Annotated in this window: 17 protein-coding genes; 1 reads left to right on the top strand and 16 read right to left on the bottom strand. The window is 73.2% G+C overall.

The window, feature by feature from the left end:
* From MXD60_RS13025 to pgsA, 16 genes are all read right to left on the bottom strand, one after another.
* Positions 1-1,702, bottom strand: a 1,702-nt coding sequence (locus tag MXD60_RS13025) for a RelA/SpoT family protein (RefSeq protein ID WP_248819297.1), incomplete at its 3' end; no start/stop codon positions are given.
* Positions 1,703-1,720: 18 nt separating this feature from the next.
* Positions 1,721-4,444 (bottom strand): RelA/SpoT family protein, encoded by a 2,724-nt coding sequence (locus MXD60_RS13020; protein WP_518467868.1) that lies wholly within the window; start codon positions 4,442-4,444, stop codon positions 1,721-1,723.
* Positions 4,445-4,524: 80 nt separating this feature from the next.
* Complete coding sequence (locus MXD60_RS13015) at positions 4,525-5,094, bottom strand: adenine phosphoribosyltransferase (protein ID WP_248819296.1); 570 nt, start codon at positions 5,092-5,094, stop codon at positions 4,525-4,527.
* A 90-nt stretch (positions 5,095-5,184) separates the two neighbouring features.
* A complete protein-coding gene (gene secF, locus MXD60_RS13010) occupies positions 5,185-6,405 on the bottom strand; it encodes a protein translocase subunit SecF (protein ID WP_248819295.1) in 1,221 nt (406 codons plus the stop codon).
* Between the two features lie 3 nt (positions 6,406-6,408).
* Positions 6,409-8,340, bottom strand: a complete 1,932-nt coding sequence (gene secD / locus MXD60_RS13005; protein ID WP_248819294.1) for a protein translocase subunit SecD — start codon at positions 8,338-8,340, stop codon at positions 6,409-6,411.
* 142 nt (positions 8,341-8,482) lie between these two features.
* A complete protein-coding gene (locus MXD60_RS13000) occupies positions 8,483-8,947 on the bottom strand; it encodes a preprotein translocase subunit YajC (protein ID WP_248819293.1) in 465 nt (154 codons plus the stop codon).
* 124 nt (positions 8,948-9,071) lie between these two features.
* On the bottom strand, positions 9,072-10,118 hold the full coding sequence (gene ruvB, locus MXD60_RS12995) for a Holliday junction branch migration DNA helicase RuvB (protein WP_248819292.1): 1,047 nt from the start codon (positions 10,116-10,118) through the stop codon (positions 9,072-9,074).
* 66 nt (positions 10,119-10,184) lie between these two features.
* Positions 10,185-10,847, bottom strand: coding sequence for a Holliday junction branch migration protein RuvA (gene ruvA, locus MXD60_RS12990; protein WP_248819291.1), 663 nt, complete (start codon positions 10,845-10,847; stop codon positions 10,185-10,187).
* A complete protein-coding gene (gene ruvC / locus MXD60_RS12985) occupies positions 10,844-11,362 on the bottom strand; it encodes a crossover junction endodeoxyribonuclease RuvC (RefSeq protein WP_248819290.1) in 519 nt (172 codons plus the stop codon). Before ruvC ends, ruvA begins: the two co-directional genes overlap by 4 nt.
* A gap of 145 nt (positions 11,363-11,507) precedes the next feature.
* Positions 11,508-12,263, bottom strand: a complete 756-nt coding sequence (locus MXD60_RS12980; RefSeq protein WP_248819289.1) for a YebC/PmpR family DNA-binding transcriptional regulator — start codon at positions 12,261-12,263, stop codon at positions 11,508-11,510.
* 12 nt (positions 12,264-12,275) lie between these two features.
* A complete protein-coding gene (pdxT, locus tag MXD60_RS12975) occupies positions 12,276-12,884 on the bottom strand; it encodes a pyridoxal 5'-phosphate synthase glutaminase subunit PdxT (protein ID WP_248819288.1) in 609 nt (202 codons plus the stop codon).
* Positions 12,881-13,813: a pyridoxal 5'-phosphate synthase lyase subunit PdxS gene (gene pdxS, locus MXD60_RS12970; protein ID WP_283098268.1), complete on the bottom strand. Its 933-nt coding sequence runs from the start codon at positions 13,811-13,813 to the stop codon at positions 12,881-12,883. The genes pdxT and pdxS overlap by 4 nt, the downstream gene beginning before the upstream one ends.
* A 230-nt stretch (positions 13,814-14,043) precedes the next feature.
* Complete coding sequence (locus MXD60_RS12965; RefSeq protein WP_248819287.1) at positions 14,044-14,664, bottom strand: hypothetical protein; 621 nt, start codon at positions 14,662-14,664, stop codon at positions 14,044-14,046.
* 66 nt (positions 14,665-14,730) lie between these two features.
* Positions 14,731-15,858, bottom strand: a complete 1,128-nt coding sequence (locus MXD60_RS12960; RefSeq protein ID WP_248819286.1) for a glycosyltransferase family 4 protein — start codon at positions 15,856-15,858, stop codon at positions 14,731-14,733.
* Positions 15,855-16,724 (bottom strand): phosphatidylinositol mannoside acyltransferase, encoded by an 870-nt coding sequence (locus tag MXD60_RS12955; protein ID WP_248819285.1) that lies wholly within the window; start codon positions 16,722-16,724, stop codon positions 15,855-15,857. Before MXD60_RS12955 ends, MXD60_RS12960 begins: the two co-directional genes overlap by 4 nt.
* Before the next feature lie 54 nt (positions 16,725-16,778).
* Positions 16,779-17,588 (bottom strand): phosphatidylinositol phosphate synthase, encoded by an 810-nt coding sequence (gene pgsA / locus MXD60_RS12950; protein ID WP_248819284.1) that lies wholly within the window; start codon positions 17,586-17,588, stop codon positions 16,779-16,781.
* A 167-nt stretch (positions 17,589-17,755) separates the two neighbouring features.
* On the opposite strand from pgsA, the gene MXD60_RS12945 reads away from it, so the two are divergent.
* On the top strand, positions 17,756-19,930 hold the full coding sequence (locus tag MXD60_RS12945) for an elongation factor G-like protein EF-G2 (protein WP_248819283.1): 2,175 nt from the start codon (positions 17,756-17,758) through the stop codon (positions 19,928-19,930).
* Positions 19,931-19,938 lie beyond the last annotated feature (8 nt).

The following is a 19,938-nucleotide window of genomic DNA, read 5'->3' as shown; positions in this document are numbered from 1 at the left end:
TGGCCGGCTCGGCCACGGGGTCCGCGACCGCGGCGCCGACAGGCGCCTCGAGCCCGCCGGCCGCGGACTCCGGCGGCACCTGGCCGGCTGCGGCGTCGCGGCGCTGGCGGGCCAGCCGGCGCCGGATGCGCACGCGGGCCCGCGAGGTCCTCACGAACCGCAGCCAGTCCTCGGACGGACCGGCGCCGGGCAGGTTGGAGGTGAGGATCTCGACGACGTCGCCGTTGCGCAGCCGGGTGTGCAGCGGGACGAGCCGGCCGTTGACCTGGGCGCCGATGGCCCGGTGCCCGACATCGGTGTGCACCGCGTAGGCGACGTCGACCGGGGAGGACCGCGCCGGCAGCGCGATCATCCGGCCCTTCGGGGTGAAGGCGAAGACCTCGTCGGACTCCAGGTCCGAGGACAGCGACTCCAGGAACTCGTCGGAGTCGACGGTGTCCTCCTGCCAGTCCAGCAGGCTGTGCAGCCAGGACAGGCCCTCCAGCCGGGCACCGTCGGCACCGGGCCCGACCGGGCGGGCGAGGATGCCGGTCTCGGCCAGCCGGTGCATGGACGGCGTGCGGATCTGGATGTCGATGCTGCGCCCGGAGTCGTCGACGACCGTGGTGTGCAGCGACTGGTACATGTTGAACTTCGGCGTGGCCACGAAGTCCCGCAGCCGGCCCGGCACCGGCCGCCACAGCGCGTGGATCACCCCGAGGGCCGCGTAGCAGTCCGTGACCTCGTCGACGAGGACGAGCACCCGGACGATGTCGGTGTAGTCCTGCGGCGGCCGGGCCCGCTCCTGCGCCCGCTTGTAGATCGAGAACAGGTGGCTGGCGCGGATGGAGACCTGGCCGTCGATGCGCGCGGACGCGAGCCCCGAGCGCAGCCGGGCGACCATCGCACCGACCGCGCTCGACGCCTGTTCCGCGGCGGTGAACTCGTCGACGATGCCGGCGATGCGGGTGTACTCGGCCGGATGCAGCACGGCGAACGCGCGATCCTCGAGCTCGCGTTTGATCACGCTGACGCCGAGCCGGTGGGCCAGCGGCGCGAGGATCTCCAGGGTGACCCGGGAGATCTTCACCTGCTTCGCCGGCGACATGAAGTTCAGCGTGCGCATGTTGTGCAGCCGGTCGGCGATCTTGATGACGAGCACCCGGTAGTCCCGGGCGAGCGCGACGATCAGCTTACGCAGCGTCTCGGCCTCGGCCGCCTCGCCGAAGCGCATCTTGTCCAGCTTCGTGACCCCGTCGACGAGGTTCGCGACCTCGGCGCCGAACTCCTCGACGACGGAGTCGAGGGTGTAGCCGGTGTCCTCGACGGTGTCGTGCAGCAGCGCGGCGATCAGCGTGGTCGTGTCGACGCCGAGCTCCGCCAGCGCCTGGGTGACGGCCAGCGGATGGCTGATGTACGGGTCACCGCTGCGGCGCATCTGGCCGGCGTGCAGCCGCTCGGCGACACCGTAGGCGTGCACGAGGGCCGCGACGTCGGCCCGGGGATGGTAGTCACGATGGGCCTCGACCACGTCGCGCAGCTCGGGCGGCACCTGCGACATTCGCGGCGAGGCCATCCGCCGGGCCAGATGCGCCAGGCGCACGCTGGCCTGGCGCGCCGCGGTCAGGGCCCGGGACGCGTCGTCACCGCCATCGGCGCGGGACAGCGCCGGGGACAGTCCGCCACCGGCCGGCAGGCCGGCACCCACGGTCTCAGCGTCCACGGCGTCCCCCTTGTCTCTCTAGACCTGTACGCCCGAGGTGACGCGAAAACACTCGTACACCCCGTCCAGGGAGCGCACCGCGCTCAGAATGTGCCCGAGATGCTTCGCGTCGCCCATCTCGAAGGTGAAACGGCTGATCGCGACCGGTTCGCGGGTCGAGGCGTCCCGGCTGGTGGCCACCGAGGCCGACAGGATGTTCACGTGCCGGTCGGAGAGCACCCGGGTGACGTCGGAGAGCAGCTTGGTGCGGTCCTGCGCCTCGACCTGGATCACGGCGAGGAACATCGAGCCCGACGACGGCGCCCACTCCACCCCGACGAGCCGGTCGTGGGGGCCGCCGCGCAGGCCGCTGAGGTTCGAGCAGTCGGTGCGGTGCACCGACACGCCCTTGCCGCGGGTGACGAAGCCGGCGATGTCGTCGCCGGGCATCGGCGTGCAGCAGCGGGCCAGCTTCGTCCACACGTCGGGCGACCCGGTGACCAGCACGCCGGGTTCCCCGGTGGTGCGGCGCAGGGTGCGGATCGGCAGCTCGGTCTCGCCGACGTCCTCCTCCGCGCCCTCGGGACCGCCCAGGGACACCAGCAGCCTCGAGACCACCGACTCGGCGCTGAGGTGGTTCTCCCCCACCGCCGCGTACAGCGCCGCGACGTCGGCGTGGCGCATGTCCTTGGCCAGGCCCAGCAGCGCGTCACCGCTCATCAGCCGGGACAGCGGCAGGCCGTGGCGGCGCATCGCCCGGCCGAGCGCGTCCCGGCCGGCGACGATCGCGTCCTCGCGGCGCTCACGGGCGTGCCACTGGCGGATCTTCGCCCGGGCCCGCGAGGACCGGACGAACATCAGCCAGTCCTGGCTGGGACCGGCCGAGTGCGCCCGGGAGGTGAAGATCTCCACGGTGTCGCCGTTGTCGAGGGTGGTGTCCAGGGTCGCGATCCGGCCGTTGATCCGGGCGCCGACGCAGTGGTGGCCGACGTCGGTGTGCACGGCGTAGGCGAAGTCCACCGACGTCGAGCCGACCGGCAGCGGGATGACGTCGCCCTTCGGGGTGAAGACGAAGACCTCGTCGCTCTCGGCGGCGAAGCGCAGGCTGTCGAGGAACTCGCCGGGGTCGGCGCTCTCGCGCTGCCAGTCGAGCACCTGCCGCAGCCAGGTCGTCAGGTCCGGCTCGGGGTTCTTGCGACGGCTGGACCGGGAGCTCTCCGAGGAGCGGGCGGCGACCCCGTCCTCCTTGTACTTCCAGTGGGCGGCGATGCCGTACTCGGCCCGGTTGTGCATGGCGTGCGTGCGGATCTGCAGTTCGACCGGCTTGCCCTCGGGCCCGATGACGGTCGTGTGCAGCGACTGGTACATGTTGAACTTGGGCATCGCGATGTAGTCCTTGAAGCGGCCCGGAATCGGCTTCCAGTTCGCATGGACGTTGCCCAGGGTCGCATAGCAGTCGCGTACCGAGTCGACCAGGATGCGGATGCCGACCAGGTCGTAGATGTCGTCGAACGACCGGCCGCGCACGACCATCTTCTGGTAGATCGAGTAGTAGTGCTTCGGCCGTCCGGAGACGACCGCGCGGATGCGGGTGTCCCGCAGGCCCGCCTGGACCTGCCCGATGACCTCGGCGAGGTAGACGTCCCGGCTCGGGGCGCGGTCGGCGACCAGCCGGACGATCTCGTCGTAGCGCTTCGGGTACAGCGCGGCGAAGGAGAGGTCCTCCAGCTCCCACTTCAACGAGTTCATCCCGAGCCGGTGGGCGAGCGGCGCGTAGACCTCCAGCGTCTCGCGCGCCTTGCGCTCCTGCTTGTGCTCGGGCAGGAAACGCAGGGTGCGCATGTTGTGCAGCCGGTCGGAGAGCTTGACGACCAGCGCCCGGGGGTCGCGGGCCATCGCGACGACCATCCGCCGGATGGTCTCCGCCTGCGCGGCCTCGCCGACCTTGACCCGGTTCAGCTTGCTGACCGCATCGACGATCAGCGCGATCTGGTCGCCGAAGGTCTCCCGGATCGCCTCGGGGGTCAGCGTGGTCTCCTCCAGCGTGTCGTGCAGGAGGGCCGCGGACAGGGTCGCCGTGTCCATGCCGAGGTCGGCGAGGATGCTCGCCACCGCGATCGGATGGGTGATGTACGGATGGCCGGAGAAGCGGATCTGGCCGGCGTGCGCGGCGTCGGCCACCTCGAAGGCACGCTGCACCTGGCTGATGTCAGCCCGCGGGTGGTTGGCGAGCAGGCCGCGCAGGACCGGGTCGAGCGCGGACGACGGGGTCGCCCGGTGGGTGGACAGCCGCGAGAGCCGGCCGCGCACCCGGCGCGGCAGCGGCGGCGACTCATGCCCGAGCCTGGGGATCACCGGAGCGGCGTCGCCCGCCGCCGGAGCTGACCCCACGCCCGGCGCCGCTGCCGCCCCCGGCCACTGCGCGTCCGCCGCCACCCGCGGCAGGGATTCGTCCGGACCAACCGCCTCCGGCGGACCCGACGGCGAGGAACCGGACAGGGGCGGAGCGGACGGCGGCGGACCAGCCGAGGCCGGACCAGCGGACGGCGGACCGGACGAGGCTGCGCTGGAAGACGAGGCCGCACCGGAAGACGAGGCCGCACCGGAAGACGAGGCCGGGCTGGCGGACGACGGGCCGGCCGAAAGAGAGCCGCGGGGGGAGCCGCCCGAACCGGGGCGCACGCGATCGTCCGCCGAGCCCGGCTTGCGGGCCGGGACGGCGGGCGACGACGCTCCGGTGGTGACCGGGGCTGCCTCAGGCACGGGCCGCTCCTGCGTTGGCTAGACACCGAGCCTAACGCCGGATAGCCCGGGAGCCTTCCGCAGCCCCGACCGGCAGAGGGTCAGATGGTCAGAATCGGAACAATATCGAGCGGCGCGGTCCGATCCCGTCCGGGCAGGAAGGACAGCTCCATCAACACCGCCAGGCCCACCACGTCGGCTCCGCAGCCGACGAGCAGGCCGTGGGCGGCTGCCGCCGTGCCGCCGGTCGCGAGCACGTCGTCGATCAGCAGCACCCGTTCACCGGCGGGGACCGCGTCGGCGTGGATCTCGATGGTGGCGGTGCCGTACTCCAGGTCGTAGGTCGCGCTTCGGGTCGGGCCGGGCAGTTTGCCCTTCTTGCGGATCGGCACCAGGCCCGCGCCGATCCGGTCGGCGACCGGGGCGGCGAGCAGGAAGCCGCGCGCCTCGATCCCGGCGATCGTCGTCGCGCCGCGTTCCCGCGCGACGTCCGCCAGTGCGCCGATCACCACGCCGAACGCGGCGGGTGAGGACAGCAGCGGGGTGATGTCCTTGAACACGACTCCGGGCTGCGGCCAGTCCGGGATGTCCCGGATGTGGCCACGCAACACGTCGGCGGCCGCGTCGTTCGTGGCGGACCGCTCGGGTGCCGCCTCGCCGATGCTCGTCATCGTCCTGCTCATCCCACTTTCGGGCTAGTCCGGAGATCTTTCCCCGGGCGCCCGGAACGGCCGGTGGCCGCGTCCGGGACCAGCCCCGGGTTACCGACGTTTCTTACCGCTCGGACGCCCTCGCCGACCGGGTTTACGCCCCCCGGCGCGCCGGGGGGGACCCGCCGCCGGGGGTCTGCGTGCCCCACCGGCCAGGTTCACCCCGGCGGGCACCGGTTCCCGGCTGGTGGGATCGGAGCCGTCCGGATCGTCCGGCTCCGCCGCGGCGCGGGCACCCACTCGGGTCGGCGTCGTCGCACCGCCGGCCGCCTCGGTGGACTCCACCGAGGCGGCTGCCCGCACGCGCCGGGCCCGCTCCCGGGCAACCCGCGCGTCGAGTGCTTTGACCTCGGGCTCTCCCCGCTTGAGGTCCACCAGCAGCGGCGTGGCGAAGAACAACGACGAGTAGGTACCGGAGGCGATGCCGACGAACTGGGCGAGCGCGAGGTCCTTCAACGTGCCGGCGCCGAGCAGCCCGGCGCCGACGAACAGCAGCGACGCCACCGGGATGAGGGCGATCAGCGAGGTGTTGAGCGAGCGGACCAGCGTCTCGTTGAGCGCGTCGTTCGTCGCCTCGGCATAGGTACGTCTGTTGGAGGTCGCCATCCCCGCCGTGTTCTCCCGCACTCGGTCGAACACCACCACGGTGTCGTAGAGCGAGAAGCCCAGAATGGTGAGGACGGCGATCACCGTGGACGGGGAGACCTCGAAGCCGACAAGGGAGTAGATACCCATCGTGACGACGAGGTCGTGGATGAGCGCGGCCATCGCCGCGAGCGCCATCTTCCACTCGAACCGGATCGACAGGTAGATCACGACAAGGATGAGGAAGACGACCAGACCCTGGATCGCCTTCTTGGTGATCGTGGATCCCCAGGACGAGCCGACCGTCGACACCGCGATGTCGCGGTCCGGGTTCGCCACCGAGAACTGCTTCGCCAGCGCGTTCGTCAGCTCGTCGGTCTGGGCGTCGGTGAGGGACTTCGTCTGGATGCGGAACTGCTTCGACGTCTCCAGCTGCTGCACGACGCTGTCGGACGGGCTGATCCCGACGCTGGACAGCGTCTGGTCGACCTGTTCGACCGTGCCGCCGTTGGTCGGGAGCTGCAGCACCGCGCCGCCGGAGAACTCGATGCCGAGACTGAAGCCCCGCACGATCATGCTGAGGACACACACCGCGAGCACGACGCCGGAGACCGTGTACCAGACCCGGCGACGGCCGACGAAGTCGGCGTGGAAGTCGCTGCGGTAGACCCGCGCGAGCAGTGCCATCGATCAGCTCTCCCGCTTCTGCCCGGCCGGCGCCGGCCGCTTGGCCAACCGCGCCCGGGTCGCGACGGCGGGGGGCGCGGCACCGGCCCGCCCGCCGACTGACTTCGGACTCAGGCCCGAGAACCGGCTGGAGGAGAACAGTCTGCGCCGCACCAGCAGGGCCACCAGCGGCCGGGTGAAGATGAACATGATGAGAACGTCACTCAGCGTGGACAGGCCGAGGGTGAAGGCGAACCCGCGCACGGAGCCGATCGAGAGGATGTACAGCACCGCGGCCGCGAGGAAGGACACCGTGTCCGCCGAGAGCATGGTGCGCCGCGCGGCCGGCCAGGCCCGGTCCGCGGCCACCCGCACCGTGCGGCCGGACCGCACCTCGTCCTTGATGCGTTCGAAGTAGACGACGAACGAGTCCGCGGTGACGCCGATGGACACGATCAGGCCGGCGATGCCGGCGAGGGACAGGGTGAAGCCGATCGCGGCGCCGAGCAGCACCACCGCCGCGTAGATGACCATGCCGCTGACCGCGAGCGAGCTCACCACGACGATGCCCAGCGCCCGGTAGTACAGGAACGAGTAGGCGATGACGAGCAGCAGCCCGAGGGCGCCGGCGAGCAGGCCGCCGTGCAGCGAGTCCTGGCCGAGCGTCGGCGAGATCGACTCCGCCTGGGAACGCTCGAAGGCAAGCGGCAGCGCGCCGTAGCGCAGGACGTTGGCGAGGTCCTCGGCATCGGACTGGGTGAACGAGCCGGAGATCTGGGCCGAGCCGGCGATGCGTTCGTTGGTCGACGGCGCGGACTGGACCACGCCGTCAAGCACGATCGCGACCTGCTTGCCGATGGTCGCCTCGGTCAGCTTGGTGAACTTGTTCTGCCCGGAGCCGGTGAAGTCGACGTTCACCACCCACGCGCCGGTGTTGACGTTGGTGGTACCACCGGAGCCAGCCAGCCCGGCGGAGGCCGTCTTCACGTCGGTACCGACGACCGACGCCGGCATGAGCAGGTACTTCTGGGTCTGGGTCCGGTCGCAGGCCACCGTCCAGTCCTGCGGCCGGTCGGTGCCGAGCGCCGCCTTGCGCTTGTCGGCGGCATCGCAGGTCAGCGCCTTGTAACGGGCCGCCACGTCGGCCGGCGGGGTCGGTCCGGTCGCGGCGGTGGAGCCGGTCGCGGGGGCCGTCGCGCTCGCCGACGGCGCCGGGGAGGCGGAGGCCGCCGGAGCACCGGCGGACGCCGCGGGCGCGCTGGACGCCGCGGGGGCAACGGACGCCGCGGGCGCGGCGGACGCTGCCGTCACGATCCTCGCCGCCGCGTTGGTTCCCGCGGCCGTGATGGCCCCGGCACCGCTGTGGGCGGCCAACGCCACCGGCTGAGCCACCAGGTCCGAGCCGTCGCCGAGCGCGGCCGGCTTGTTCGATGCCGACGGGCTGGGCACGACGGACGGGCTGGGCGTCACCGAGGGCGATGCCGGCGCGCCCAAGGGGGTCGCGGTCGATCCGGCGGCCGGGGTGGGCACGGCAGTGGGGGCCGGGGTGGGGGTCGCGGCGGGAGTGGCCGCCGAGACGTCGTAGACCTCCCGGAAGCGCAGCTCCGCCGTCTGCCCGACCAGGTCGACCACATCGTTGCGGCCACGTCCGGGGACGGAGATCTCGATCTGGTTACCGGTGCGGTGGACCTCGGACTCGGCGACACCGAGGCCGTCAACCCGCTGGCGGATGATGTCCACTGCCTGGTTGATGGCGCCGGAGTCGACGTGCGAGCCGGAGATGGCCTTGGGCGTGAGGATCACGCTCGTGCCGCCCTGGAGGTCGAGGCCGAGCCGGGGAGTCCAGTTTCCGGTGAGTGCCATCAGGCCGTAGAGAACGGCGGCCAGAGCGGCGAGGACCCCCAGCCGGGTCCAGTCGGAGCTCCCCGCGGAAACCCGTGCCGAGCGGCGTGCCACGTGCGAGTCCCTTCCTCACGCACCGGGAGACCGGCGCTGGTTCGCCTCGCCGTTGCCCGGAGCGGCGGTGCTCAACGTACCCGAACGAATGTCACCGAGGGTACGTTCCAAGCCCCCGGCGGTGACGCGGCGAGACGCCGCCTCACAGTTCCTTGCGCGGCGGCCTGGGGGCGTCCGGCTCCTGGCCGGCCGCCTCGCCGTCGGACCCGGTCGGGTCGGCTGCCGCCGCCGGGCCGTCCGCGTCGCCCGCGGACTCGGGCCGGTCGTCGTCGCCGTCCGGGGTGTCCTCGTCGTCGGACACCGTCGGCGGAGTGACCACCCGCACGACCGCGTTGCTGGCGAACCGGCAGACGACGTCGGGGGCGACCTCCAGCAGCACGTCGCCGTCGTCCAGTTCCACGACGGTCGCATACAGGCCGGCGGTGGTGACCACGAGGGCGCCGGGCACCAGCCGGGACACCTGGTCCTGCTGGGTCCGGGCACGACGACGCTGCATCGTGAAGATGTAGACGACGGCAAGGACGATGATCAGCGGAAGTAGGAACCCGCCGATCGAACTGCCTCCGCCGTTGCCGGCCGCGGTCGCCGCTGTTACAAGTCCGTGCACGTCCTGCCCTCCAGATGTGTTGCGGCGATCGTACGTAGCCAACCGATGCCATCGGTGGGCAGGGCCACAGTGTCCGGTTTGCGGCCGGTCATGTCGGCCGGATCCGGCACCGGTCGGCGCGCGGTCAGCTGCCGTCGAGGAACAGCGTGGCCTGGCTGCGGCCGAGCGGTTCGGCCACCGGAGCGACGCCGAGATGCTCGAACGCGGCGGGCGTGGCCATCCGCCCGCGGGCCGTGCGGATCAGCAGCCCGGCACGCAGCAGGAACGGCTCGGCCACGTCCTCGACCGTCTCCGGCTCCTCCCCCACCGACACGGCCAGCGTCGTGAGTCCCACCGGCCCGCCGCCGAACCGGGTGACCAGGGCTTCCAACACGGCCCGGTCCAGCCGGTCGAGACCGAGCGCGTCGACGTCGTAGACGCGCAGCGCCGCCTCGGCGGTCGCGCGGTCGACCACGCCGTCGGCGCGCACCTCGGCGTAGTCCCGCATCCGGCGCAGCAGGCGGTTGGCGATGCGGGGGGTGCCCCGGGAGCGGCCGGCGACCTCCGCGGCGCCCTCGTCGGTGAGGGAGACGCCGAGGAGCCCGGCCGAGCGGGTCAGCACCCGGGCGAGCTCGTCCGGGGCGTAGAAGTCCAGGTGGGCGGTGAAGCCGAAGCGGTCGCGCAGCGGTCCGGTCAGCAGCCCGGAGCGGGTCGTGGCGCCGACCAGCGTGAACGGGGCGACCTCCAGCGGGATCGCGGTCGCACCCGGACCCTTGCCGAGGATCACGTCGACGCGGAAGTCCTCCATCGCCGAGTAGAGCAGCTCCTCCGCCGGTCGCGCGATGCGGTGGATCTCGTCCAGGAAGAGCACCTCGCCGGGGGACAGCGAAGTAAGGACCGCGACGAGGTCACCGGCGCGCTCGATCGCCGGTCCGCTGGTGATCCGCAGCGGCACCTCCAGCTCCTCCGCCACGATCATGGCGAGGCTGGTCTTGCCGAGCCCGGGCGGCCCGGACAGCAGGACATGGTCCGGCGGGCGACCCCGGGCCCGGGCTCCCTCCAACATGATGGACAGCTGCTCGCGGACCTTGCGCTGGCCGACGAACTCCGCCAGCGTGCGCGGGCGCAGGCCAGCCTCGAACGCCCGCTCCTCGGCGTTGGCGACCGCGGAGACAAGCCCCTCGTCAGCCATCCGCGCCGCGCCCTGACCCGCCGACGGGCCCGTGGACCGGCTCCGGCACCCGGCCGACCCGCGCCGTCATCGGCGCAGCACCGCGAGACTGGCCCGCAGCAGGGTCGCCGCGTCGGGAGCCGAGGTCGCGGACGGGGCTGAACCGTCCGCGGCGGCGACGTCCGGCGGGTCCACCAGGGCGGCCAGCGCCCGGCTGACCGCGTCCTCGGCCTCGCGGGCCGAGTAGCCGAGCCCGGCGAGGGCCTCCCGCACGGTGTCGGCGGCGGCGCCGCCGGCGCCGGCCACGCCCGCCTTCCCCGGCCGGGGGCCGGGCACCGGGGCACCGGGGGGCGGGCCGAGGCGGTCGCGCAGGTCCAGGACGATGCGCTGGGCGCCCTTGCGGCCGATCCCGGGAACCCGGGTGAGCACCGCGAGGTCCTCTTCGGCGACGGCCCGGCGCACCATGTCCGGCTCGAGCACGCCGAGGACGGCCTGGGCGAGCTTCGGGCCCACGCCGGCGGCGGACTGCAGACTCTCGAAGACGTCCCGGGCGTCGGCGTCGGTGAAGCCGTAGAGGGTCAGCTCCGTCTCGCGCACCACGAGGGTGGTCGCCAGCCGGGCCGGCTCGCCCACCCGCAGCCCGGCGAGCGTCGCCGGGGTGCACTGCACCAGCAGCCCGACCCCGCCCACCTCGACCACGGCGCTCAGCGGACCGAGCGCCGTGACGGTGCCCGCGACCGAGGCGATCACGAGGCCACCTCGCCGCCGGCGGCGGCCCGCAGCCTCGCCAGCGCCGGGCCGCGCCACACGTGGCACAGCGCCAGCGCCAGCGCGTCCGCCGCGTCGGCCGGGCGCGGCACCTCCGTCAACCCCAGCAGCTTGCTGATCATGAAACCGACCTGGGCCTTGTCCGCCCGGCCGCTGCCCGTCACCGCCGCCTTGACCTCACTGGGCGTGTAGAGGCCGACGGGCAGGTCACGCCGGGCCGCCAGCATGATCGCGACGGCGCCGGCCTGCGCCGTGCCCATGACCGTGCGGACGTTGGCCTGACTGAAGACCTTCTCCACGGCCACCGCGTCCGGCCGGGTGCGGTCGAGCCAGGCATCGATGCCGTCGGCCACGGCACGCAGCCGCTCCGGTACCGGCGAGCCGGCCGGGGTGCGCACCACCCCCACCTCGACGAGGCGGGCCCGCGAACCGACCGCCCCGTCGACCACGCCCAGGCCGCACCGGGTCAACCCCGGATCGACGCCCAGTACCCGCATCCACCCTCCCGACCACCAGCCTCCTGACAGCGCGCAGCCTCCCGACAGCGCGCCGCGGGAACATCCGTTCGATAGTAGATCGCCCACCGCAACCGGACATCCACGACACGCCCAACAGATCGCGCCGGCCCGGCGCACCCGCGGGTCAGCTGGTGACGAGCTCCATGACGTCGTCCGAGATGTCGCCGTTGAACCAGACGTTCTGGACGTCGTCCAGGTCCTCGACCGCCTCGACGAGCTTGAGCACCTTGGCCGCGGGCTCCGCGTCCAGGGGCACGCTCACGCTCGGCAGCCAGGAGACGTCCGCCGAGGTGATCTCCAGGCCGGCGTCGCCCGCCGCCACCCGCACCGCGTGCAGGTCGGTGGCCTCGGAGATCACCTCGAAGACGTCACCGAGGTCGTTGACCTCCTCCGCGCCGGCATCGAGCACCGCGAGCAGCACGTCGTCCTCGGTCAGCCCGGCGGACTTCGTGAGCAGCACGACGCCCTTGCGGTTGAACAGGTACGACACCGAGCCCGGGTCCGCCGGCGTCCCGCCGTTGCGGGTGATCGCCACCCGCACGTCGGACGCGGCCCGGTTGCGGTTGTCGGTCAGGCACTCGACGAGGATCGCCACCCCGGCGGGCCCGTAGGCCTCGTAGGTGATGTTCTCGTAGTTCGCGCCGCCGGCGAGCTCGCCGGAGCCGCGCTTGACCGCCCGATCGATGTTGTCGTTCGGGACCGACTGCGACTTGGCCTTCGCGATGGCATCCGCGAGCGTCGGGTTACCCGCCGGGTCGCCGCCGCCGGTCTTGGCCGCGACCTCCACGGTCTTGACCAGCTTGGCGAACAGCTTGCCGCGGCGGGCGTCCACGACAGCCTTCTTGTGCTTCGTGGTCGCCCATTTGGAGTGACCGCTCATGTCCTGCCCCTCTTACCTGCGATCAGCGACCGATGGGGACGATCGCACGATGTCGACGAACAGCCGGTGGACCCGGAAGTCACCGGTCAGCTCGGGATGGAACGCGGTGGCCAGCAGCGGACCCTGGCGGACCGCCACCGGCGCCTCGGCGACACGGGCCAGCACCTCGACCGCGTCGCCCGCCTTGTCTACCCATGGTGCCCGGATGAAGACCGCGTGCACAGGCGGCCCCGGCACGCCGACGACGTCGAGGTCCGCCTCGAACGAGTCGACCTGCCGGCCGAAGGCGTTGCGCCGGACGACCATGTCCAGTCCACCGATCAGCGGCTGATCCGGTCGGCCGTCCACGACGTCCCGCGCTAGCAGGATCATGCCAGCACACGAACCGAACACGGGCAGGCCCGCCGCGACCTTCGCCCGCAGCGGCTCGAGCAGCCCGAACACCCGCAGCAACCGGCCGATCGTCGTGGACTCGCCGCCGGGCAGCACCAGCCCGTCGACCTCGTCCAGCTCGGCCTCGCGGCGGACCTCCACCGGGCGCGCGCCGGCCGCCACCAGGGCACGGGCGTGCTCGCGCACGTCTCCCTGCAACGCGAGAATGCCGATCCGCGGGTCGCTCACCAGCCGCGGTCGGCGTAGCGCGCGGTCGCCGGCAGCTCGGTGACGTTGATGCCCACCATCGCCTCGCCGAGGCCCCGGGAAACCTTCACCAGCAGGTCAGGGTCGTTGTACATGGTCGTGGCCTCGACGATCGCGCGGGCGCGCCGCGCCGGATCACCGGACTTGAAGATGCCGGAACCGACGAACACACCGTCGGCGCCGAGCTGCATCATCAGCGCCGCGTCCGCGGGCGTCGCGATGCCGCCGGCAGTGAACAGCACGACGGGCAGCCGGCCGAGCCGGGCCACCTCCTCGACCAGCTCGACCGGAGCGCGCAGCTCCTTCGCGGCGGCGTAGAGCTCCTCCGCGGGCAGCGCCGAGAGGCGGCCGATGTCCGCACGGATGGTCCGCATGTGGACCACGGCGTTGGAGACCTCGCCGGTGCCGGCCTCCCCCTTGGAACGGATCATCGCCGCGCCCTCGGCGATGCGCCGCAGCGCCTCGCCCAGGTTCGTCGCCCCGCAGACGAACGGCACGGTGAACGACCGCTTGTCGATGTGGTGGTGCGGGTCGGCCGGGGTGAGCACCTCGGACTCGTCCACGTAGTCCACCCCGAGCGCCTGCAGCACCTGCGCCTCGACGAAGTGCCCGATGCGCGCCTTGGCCATGACCGGGATGGACACCGCCTCGATGATCTCCGAGATCATGTCGGGGTCACTCATCCGGGCGACGCCGCCCTGCGCGCGGATGTCCGCGGGCACCCGCTCCAGCGCCATCACCGCGACGGCGCCGGCGTCCTCGGCGATGCGGGCCTGCTCGGCGGTGACCACGTCCATGATCACGCCACCCTTGAGCATCTCCGCCATGCCGCGCTTGACGCCGGCCGTGCCGGCCTGCCGGGCGGAGCCGGCCGCCTGGCCGCTGGTGGATGCGGTCTGGGCCTCGGACATGATGCGCCGTCTCTTTCGCGTCGGTCGGGCACCACGGACGGCCGCGACCGCGGCCACCATGGCGGGCACACCTGCGATTGCAGGCACACCTGTAGGTCGGCCACGCAGCCAGGTGATTCCCGTGCGGGTGGGTCGGTTTCCCATCGTACGGCGCGAGCCCGCCCGACCGGGCGGCCCGGCGAACGGGCCAGGTCCCCGGGCTCAGGCGGCGGGGGTCAACCGGCGGGCGGTCAGCGGGCCAGGCCCGGCCGGCCGCCCTCGTCGACCGGGTCGCCGGCGTCGGGCCGCGGTGCTGTCTCGACGGCCAGGGACACGCCGGCCACCAGTGGGGACGGTTCGTCCCGCAACGACAGGGCATCGTCGATCTCGAAGTAACCGGGCGCCGGGCGGCGGCCCGCGAGATGCAGGGCCCGGACCAGCCGGCGCCCGGCCAGCGAACGCAGGTCCCGCACCGCGTCGTTGTGGAACTGCCGGGCCAGCGCCACCCGGGCCGCGGCGGAGTCCACCGCGTGCAGGTCCGCGGGGCACCGCTGGCCGGCATCGGCGACCGCGGCGGCCCGCAGCGACCTGCTCAGCGCGTTCTCGGCCAGCTCGACCTCGCCGTCCAGCGGGGATCCGGCGAGCAGCGGCGGGTGGGCGGCCCTGGCCCGGGCGGCGCTGGCCGCCAGCCCCGGCAGCGCACACCGCTCGGCCAGCTCGGCGGCGGCGTCGGCGCGGGTGACGAGCTGGCTGACCAGCCCGCCGCGGGCGTCCGCCACCCTGGCGGCGAGCCGGTCCAGCCGCAGGGCCAGCCAGGTCAGATAGGTCGCGATCGCCACCACCACGGCGACCACGGCCACGAGGACGCTCATCGAGCGCAGCGTAGCCGGCCCGCGGTTGTGACCTGGCTCCCGTCCCGGCGCTCAGGGCGGCGGACGTCAGCCGGGCGCGACGGACACCGGCCGGTCGCCCGACACCATCTGGTACACGCCGACGATCCGTTCGGCGATGGTGCGCCAGTCGTAGGCCCGGGCGGCGGCGTGGCCGCGGCGCACCAGGTCGGCGGCGCCGACGGGATCGGTGAGCACCTCGGCGAGGGCGGCCGCGAGCCGGGCCGGGTCGCCGACCTCGAACAGGCGGCCGGCCCGGCCGTCGTCGAGCACCCGGCGGAACGCGTCGATGTCGCTGGCGACGACCGGCGTGCCCGCCGCCATCGCCTCCAGCAGCACGATGCCGAAGCTCTCCTGGCCGGTGTTCGGCGCGCAGTAGACCTGCCCGGAGGCGAACACCCGCGGCTTGTCCGCGTCGGAGACCAGGCCGATCAGGTCGACCCGGGAGCGCAGGAGCGGGTCCAGGCGCGCCCGCAGCCCGGCCACTCCGCCCGGCCCGGCGACCAGCAGGCGTGCGTCCGCGACCGTGGCGAGCAGCGGCGGCATCGCGGCCAGCAGCACGTCGAGACCCTTGCGGGGCTCGTCGATGCGGCCGAGGAAGACGACGGTGGGTGGACCGTCGGCGTAGTCGGGCAGTGGCTCGGCGTCCGCGAAACTGTCGAGCGCCACCCCGTTGGGGATCAGGATCGCGTCGGCGCCGAGGTGTTCGACGAGCGTGCGCCGCGCGGCCTCGGAGACGGCGATGCGGGCCCGCAGTTTCTCGAACGCCGGTTGCAGCGCGCCATGCGCGGCGGTGAGGACCCGGGACCGCGGGTTGGCGGTGTGGAACGTCGCCACGATCGGCCCGTCGGCCAGCACGCACGCGAGCAGACTGACGCTGGGCGCGGCGGGCTCGTGCACGTGCAGCACGTGGAAGTCGTGCTCGCGCAGCCAGCGCCGCACCCGGGCCGCGGAGACCGGGCCCATCAGCAGCCGGGCCACCGAGCCGTTGTACCGCACGGGCAGCGCCCGGCCCGCGTCGACGGCGTACGGCGGCAGGTTGCGCTCGTCGTCCACCGGGGTGATCACGGACACCTCGTGCCCCGCCGCGATCAGCGTCTCGGCGAGGTCACGCACATGCACCTGGACACCGCCCGGCACGTCCCAGGTGTACGGGCAGGCCAGGCCGATCCTCACGACACCGCCGGTAGATCATCGCGCCACACCCGCTGGAGCATGTGCCAGTCGGCGGGATGCGCGGTGATCCCGGCGGCGAAGGCGTCGGCCAGGCCCTGGGTCATCGTCGGGACGTCGGTGGGCGCCACCGCGGGATGGATCCGCGCGCTCCAGCCGTCCCGGTCGAACCAGAGCGTGACGGGCAGCAGTGTTGCCCCGGTGGCCAGGGCTAGGGCCGCCGGCCCCGCCGGCATCGTGGCGGTGGCGCCGAAGAACTCCACCGGAACACCCGACCGGGACAGGTCCCGGTCGGCGAGCAGGCACAGCGCCCCGCCGGCCCGCAGCCGCTGGGCGAGCAGGTCGAACGGGGGGCTCTCGCCACCGGTCAGCGGGATGACCTCCATCCCGAGCGCGGTGCGGAACGCGACGAACCGCTCGAACAGCGACTCGGGCCGCAGCCGCTCGGCCACCGTCGTGAACGGAATGCCGCTGGCCGCGAGCCACGCGCCGGCCTGCTCCCAGTTGCCCATGTGCGGCAGGGCGAGCACGGTCCCGGCCCCGCGGGCGTGCGACGCGCGCAGCAGATGCTCGTCCGCGACCCGCATGCGCCGCACGATCCGCTCGATGTCGAGGTCCGCGAGCCGGAAGACCTCAAGCCAGTAACGGGCATACGAGCGCATCGCCGCGCGGGTCAGCCGGTCGAGGTCAGCGCCCGCCGGGGCCACCCGGCTCAGGTTGGCGCGCAGCCGGCGGACCCCCCGGCCGTCGCGCCGCCAGGCCACGTCCGCGCCGAGCCGGAAGGCGGTCGCGGCCACGGGCTCCGGCAGGAGTCGGACACCCCGCCAGCCCGTCGCGTAGGCGAAGTCGGTAAGCCGCCCGGCGGTCACGGTCGCCGCGCCAGGCGCACCGCGCGGCCGCCCGCCGCGGGGAGCGAACCCGGGTCAGAACCCACGGCCGGACGTGCCCAGACCGCCACCACCGCCCCCCGCGGCCGCCGCCGCGGGGCCGGGCGGAACGGCGGGACCCGACGCAACCGCGCCACCCGGCGGGATCGCCGTACCGGGCGGAATCGCGGTGCCGGGTGCGACGGTGGTGCCAGGCGGGACGGTCGGGGCTGCCGTCGAGGCGGACGGGGCCGGCGGATCACCGGCTCGGTACCACTGCCGGTACACGTGCACGACGCGCTGGGCCACGGTCAGCGTGGTCGCGCCCACCAGGAACCACAGCGCGGCCGGCAGAAGGTACGGCACGCCGAGGCCGTACAGGCCGGCGGCGACGAGCAGGACGAGCAGCCGCTCCCCGCGCTCGGCGAAACCGACGTTGCAGGTGAAGCCGAGGCCCTCGGCCCGGGCCTTCACGTAGGAGGTGATCGACCCGGCGACGAGGCAGGCGAGCGCCGCGATCGCCAGGGGCATCGAGTCCCCGTCCCCGGCGTACCAGATCACCAGCGAACCGAAGATCGCGCTGTCGCCGACCCGGTCCGAGGTGGAGTCGAGGAAGGCGCCCCACTTCGACGAGATACCCCGGGCCCGGGCGATCACTCCGTCGACGAGGTCCGAGAACACGAACAGCGTGACCACGACGGTGCCCAGGAAGAAGACACCGCGGGTGAAAAAGCCCAGCGCGGCGCCCGCGACCCCGACGGTGCCGATGATCGTCACCACGTCCGGCGAGATCGACGACCGGGCGGCCCACTGGCTCACGGGGTCGAGCACCTTCTGAATCTGCGGTCGTGCCTTGCTAGCGAGCATGTCCGTCCCGTCGTCCCGCGTGTGCCCGGCTCCGGGCGGTCTTCACAGTACCGCCGCCACGATCGGTGCATACCCGACCACGACTCCCGGCGCGGTTGTGCTCCACGTCACCCGGGAGGACCCTGCCGATACGGACGAGCGGATATTCGCCGATCAAGGAGGCGAGGATGCCAGCAGCCTCGTGCAAAGTACGCAACGTCGTCCTGGTGGGGCACACCGGAGCGGGCAAGTCGGCACTCGTCGACCGGCTGCTCGCGGCGGCCGGACCGCCCGAGCACCAGGACGGCGACCATCCCGTGGGCGAGCGCCAGAGCGGCCAGACCAGCTACGTCGGGCACGCCGCGCCCGATCGCCGGCCAGCCCGGTCGGTGGGCCTCACGCTGTGCTCGGTCAGCCACCGCGGGCACACCGTCAATCTGCTCGACACCCCCGGTCACCCCGACTTCGTCGGTGAGCTGCGGGCCGGCCTGCGCGCCGCCGACGCGGCCCTGTTCGTCGTGAGCGCGGTGGACGGCGTCGACGGTGCCACAGCCCTGCTGTGGGCGGAATGCGCCGAGGTCGGCATGCCCCGGGCCATCGCGATCACCCAGCTCGACCACGCCCGCGCGGACTTCTCCGCCGCGCTGCGGGAGTGCCAGCGGGCCTTCGGGTCCGGCGTCCTGCCGGCCTGGCTGCCCGGGCCGGTGTCCGAGGACCGGATCCGGCTGACCGGCCTGCTGACCGGCCGCACCGTCGACCACGGCCCGGACGGCCGCCGCGAGTCGGCGGGCGAGGCCCCCGGCGCCGACGCACACCGCGGCGCCGCCCGGGCCGCGCTGGTCGAGGGCATCATCGCCGAGAGCGAGGACGAGCGCCTGCTCGACGCCTACCTGTCCGGCGCCGAACCCGACCCGGAGCTGCTTCTCGCCGACCTGGGGAAGGCGGTGGCCCGCGCGACGTTCTTCCCGGTGCTGCCGGTCGGCCTCCTGCCGGCGTCCGGGTCCGCGTCGGCGTCCGCCGGGTTCGGCTGCACCGAACTTCTCGACCTGGTCGTGCGGGGCTTCCCCTCGCCCGCGCAGCACCCCCTGCCCCCGGTGACCCGCGCCGACGGCAGCGTGCGGGTACCCGCCACCGGTGACCCGGCGGGACCGCTGGTGGCCGAGGTGGTCAAGACGACCACCGACCCGTACGTCGGGCGGATGTCCGTCGTACGGGTGTTCAGCGGGACGCTGCGCCCCGACGACGCCGTGCAGGTCAGCGGCCACGGTCGGGCGGCGGCCGGGCACCGCGACCACGATGACGGCGAGCGCGTCGGCGCGCTGTCCCAGCCCTTCGGCTCGGCGTTGCACAGCGTGCCGGAATGCGCGGCGGGCGCGGTCTGCGTGATCACGAAACTGAGTACCGCCGAGACCGGTGACACGCTGTCCAGCCTCGACGATCCGTGTCACCTGCCGGCCTGGCGGATGCCCGAACCGCAGCTGCCGATGGCGATCCGGGCCCGCGGCCGCGCCGACGAGGACCGTCTTTCGACGGCGCTCGCCCGGCTCGCGGCCGAGGATCCGACGTTGCGGGTCGTCCAGGACCCGCAGACGGCCCAGCTGGTCCTGTGGACCATGGGTGAGGCACACGCGCAGGCGGTTCTCGACCGTCTCACCCACCGTTACGGGACCCTGGTCGACCCGGAACCGCCGGCCGTGCCGCTGCGGGAGACCCTGCGCGCTCCCGCGCAGGGTCTCGGGCGTCAGGTGAAACAGTCGGGCGGGCACGGCCAGTACGCCGTCTGCCGGATCGAGGTGGAGCCGCTGGCGCCGGGCGGTGGGCTCGAGTTCGTGGACGAGGTCGTCGGCGGCGCGGTTCCCCGGGCCTTCATCCCCTCAGTGGAGAAGGGCATCCGGGCGCAGATGACCCAGGGGATGCACGCCGGCCGTCCGCTGACCGATCTGCGGGTGCGCCTGGTCGACGGCAGGGCGCACAGTGTCGACTCCTCGGATGTCGCCTTCCAGATCGCCGGTGGACTGGCCCTGCGCGACGCGATGCAGGCGGGTGGGGTGGTCGTGCTCGAACCGGTGCTGACGGTCGACGTGACGGTGCCCGACGAGTTCCTCGGATCCGTCGTGGGTGATGTGTCGACGCGGCGCGGCCGCGTGATCGGAATGGAGCCGCGGCCAGCCGCGCGGAATTCGGCGTCGGCCGGTGTGTCCGCGGCGGCCCGCACCGTCGTTCACGCCGAGATCCCCGAAGCGGAAATGTCCAGATATGTCATTGAATTGCAGTCTCTAACGCACGGCACCGGCACATTCCATCGGGAGCCGCACGGTTACGAGCGGATGCCCCACCGCCTCGCGGCGACCTCGAACCCCTGACCGGCCGG

The organism is Frankia sp. AgB32 (assembly GCF_023243045.1).
Classification (GTDB): domain Bacteria; phylum Actinomycetota; class Actinomycetes; order Frankiales; family Frankiaceae; genus Frankia.
Note: the sequence above shows the minus strand (reverse complement) of the source record. Positions and strands in the feature narration are given on the sequence as shown.

Coding starts and splice junctions, on each gene's coding strand:
- MXD60_RS13015 (WP_248819296.1), bottom strand. CDS start 5,094: ATGACGAGCATCGGCGAGGCGGCACCCGAGCGGTCCGCCACGAACGAC.
- secF (WP_248819295.1), bottom strand. CDS start 6,405: ATGGCACTGCTCGCGCGGGTCTACCGCAGCGACTTCCACGCCGACTTC.
- ruvB (WP_248819292.1), bottom strand. CDS start 10,118: ATGGCTGACGAGGGGCTTGTCTCCGCGGTCGCCAACGCCGAGGAGCGG.
- ruvC (WP_248819290.1), bottom strand. CDS start 11,362: ATGCGGGTACTGGGCGTCGATCCGGGGTTGACCCGGTGCGGCCTGGGC.
- MXD60_RS12980 (WP_248819289.1), bottom strand. CDS start 12,263: ATGAGCGGTCACTCCAAATGGGCGACCACGAAGCACAAGAAGGCTGTC.
- pdxS (WP_283098268.1), bottom strand. CDS start 13,813: ATGTCCGAGGCCCAGACCGCATCCACCAGCGGCCAGGCGGCCGGCTCC.
- MXD60_RS12965 (WP_248819287.1), bottom strand. CDS start 14,664: ATGAGCGTCCTCGTGGCCGTGGTCGCCGTGGTGGTGGCGATCGCGACC.
- pgsA (WP_248819284.1), bottom strand. CDS start 17,588: ATGCTCGCTAGCAAGGCACGACCGCAGATTCAGAAGGTGCTCGACCCC.
- MXD60_RS12945 (WP_248819283.1), top strand. CDS start 17,756: ATGCCAGCAGCCTCGTGCAAAGTACGCAACGTCGTCCTGGTGGGGCAC.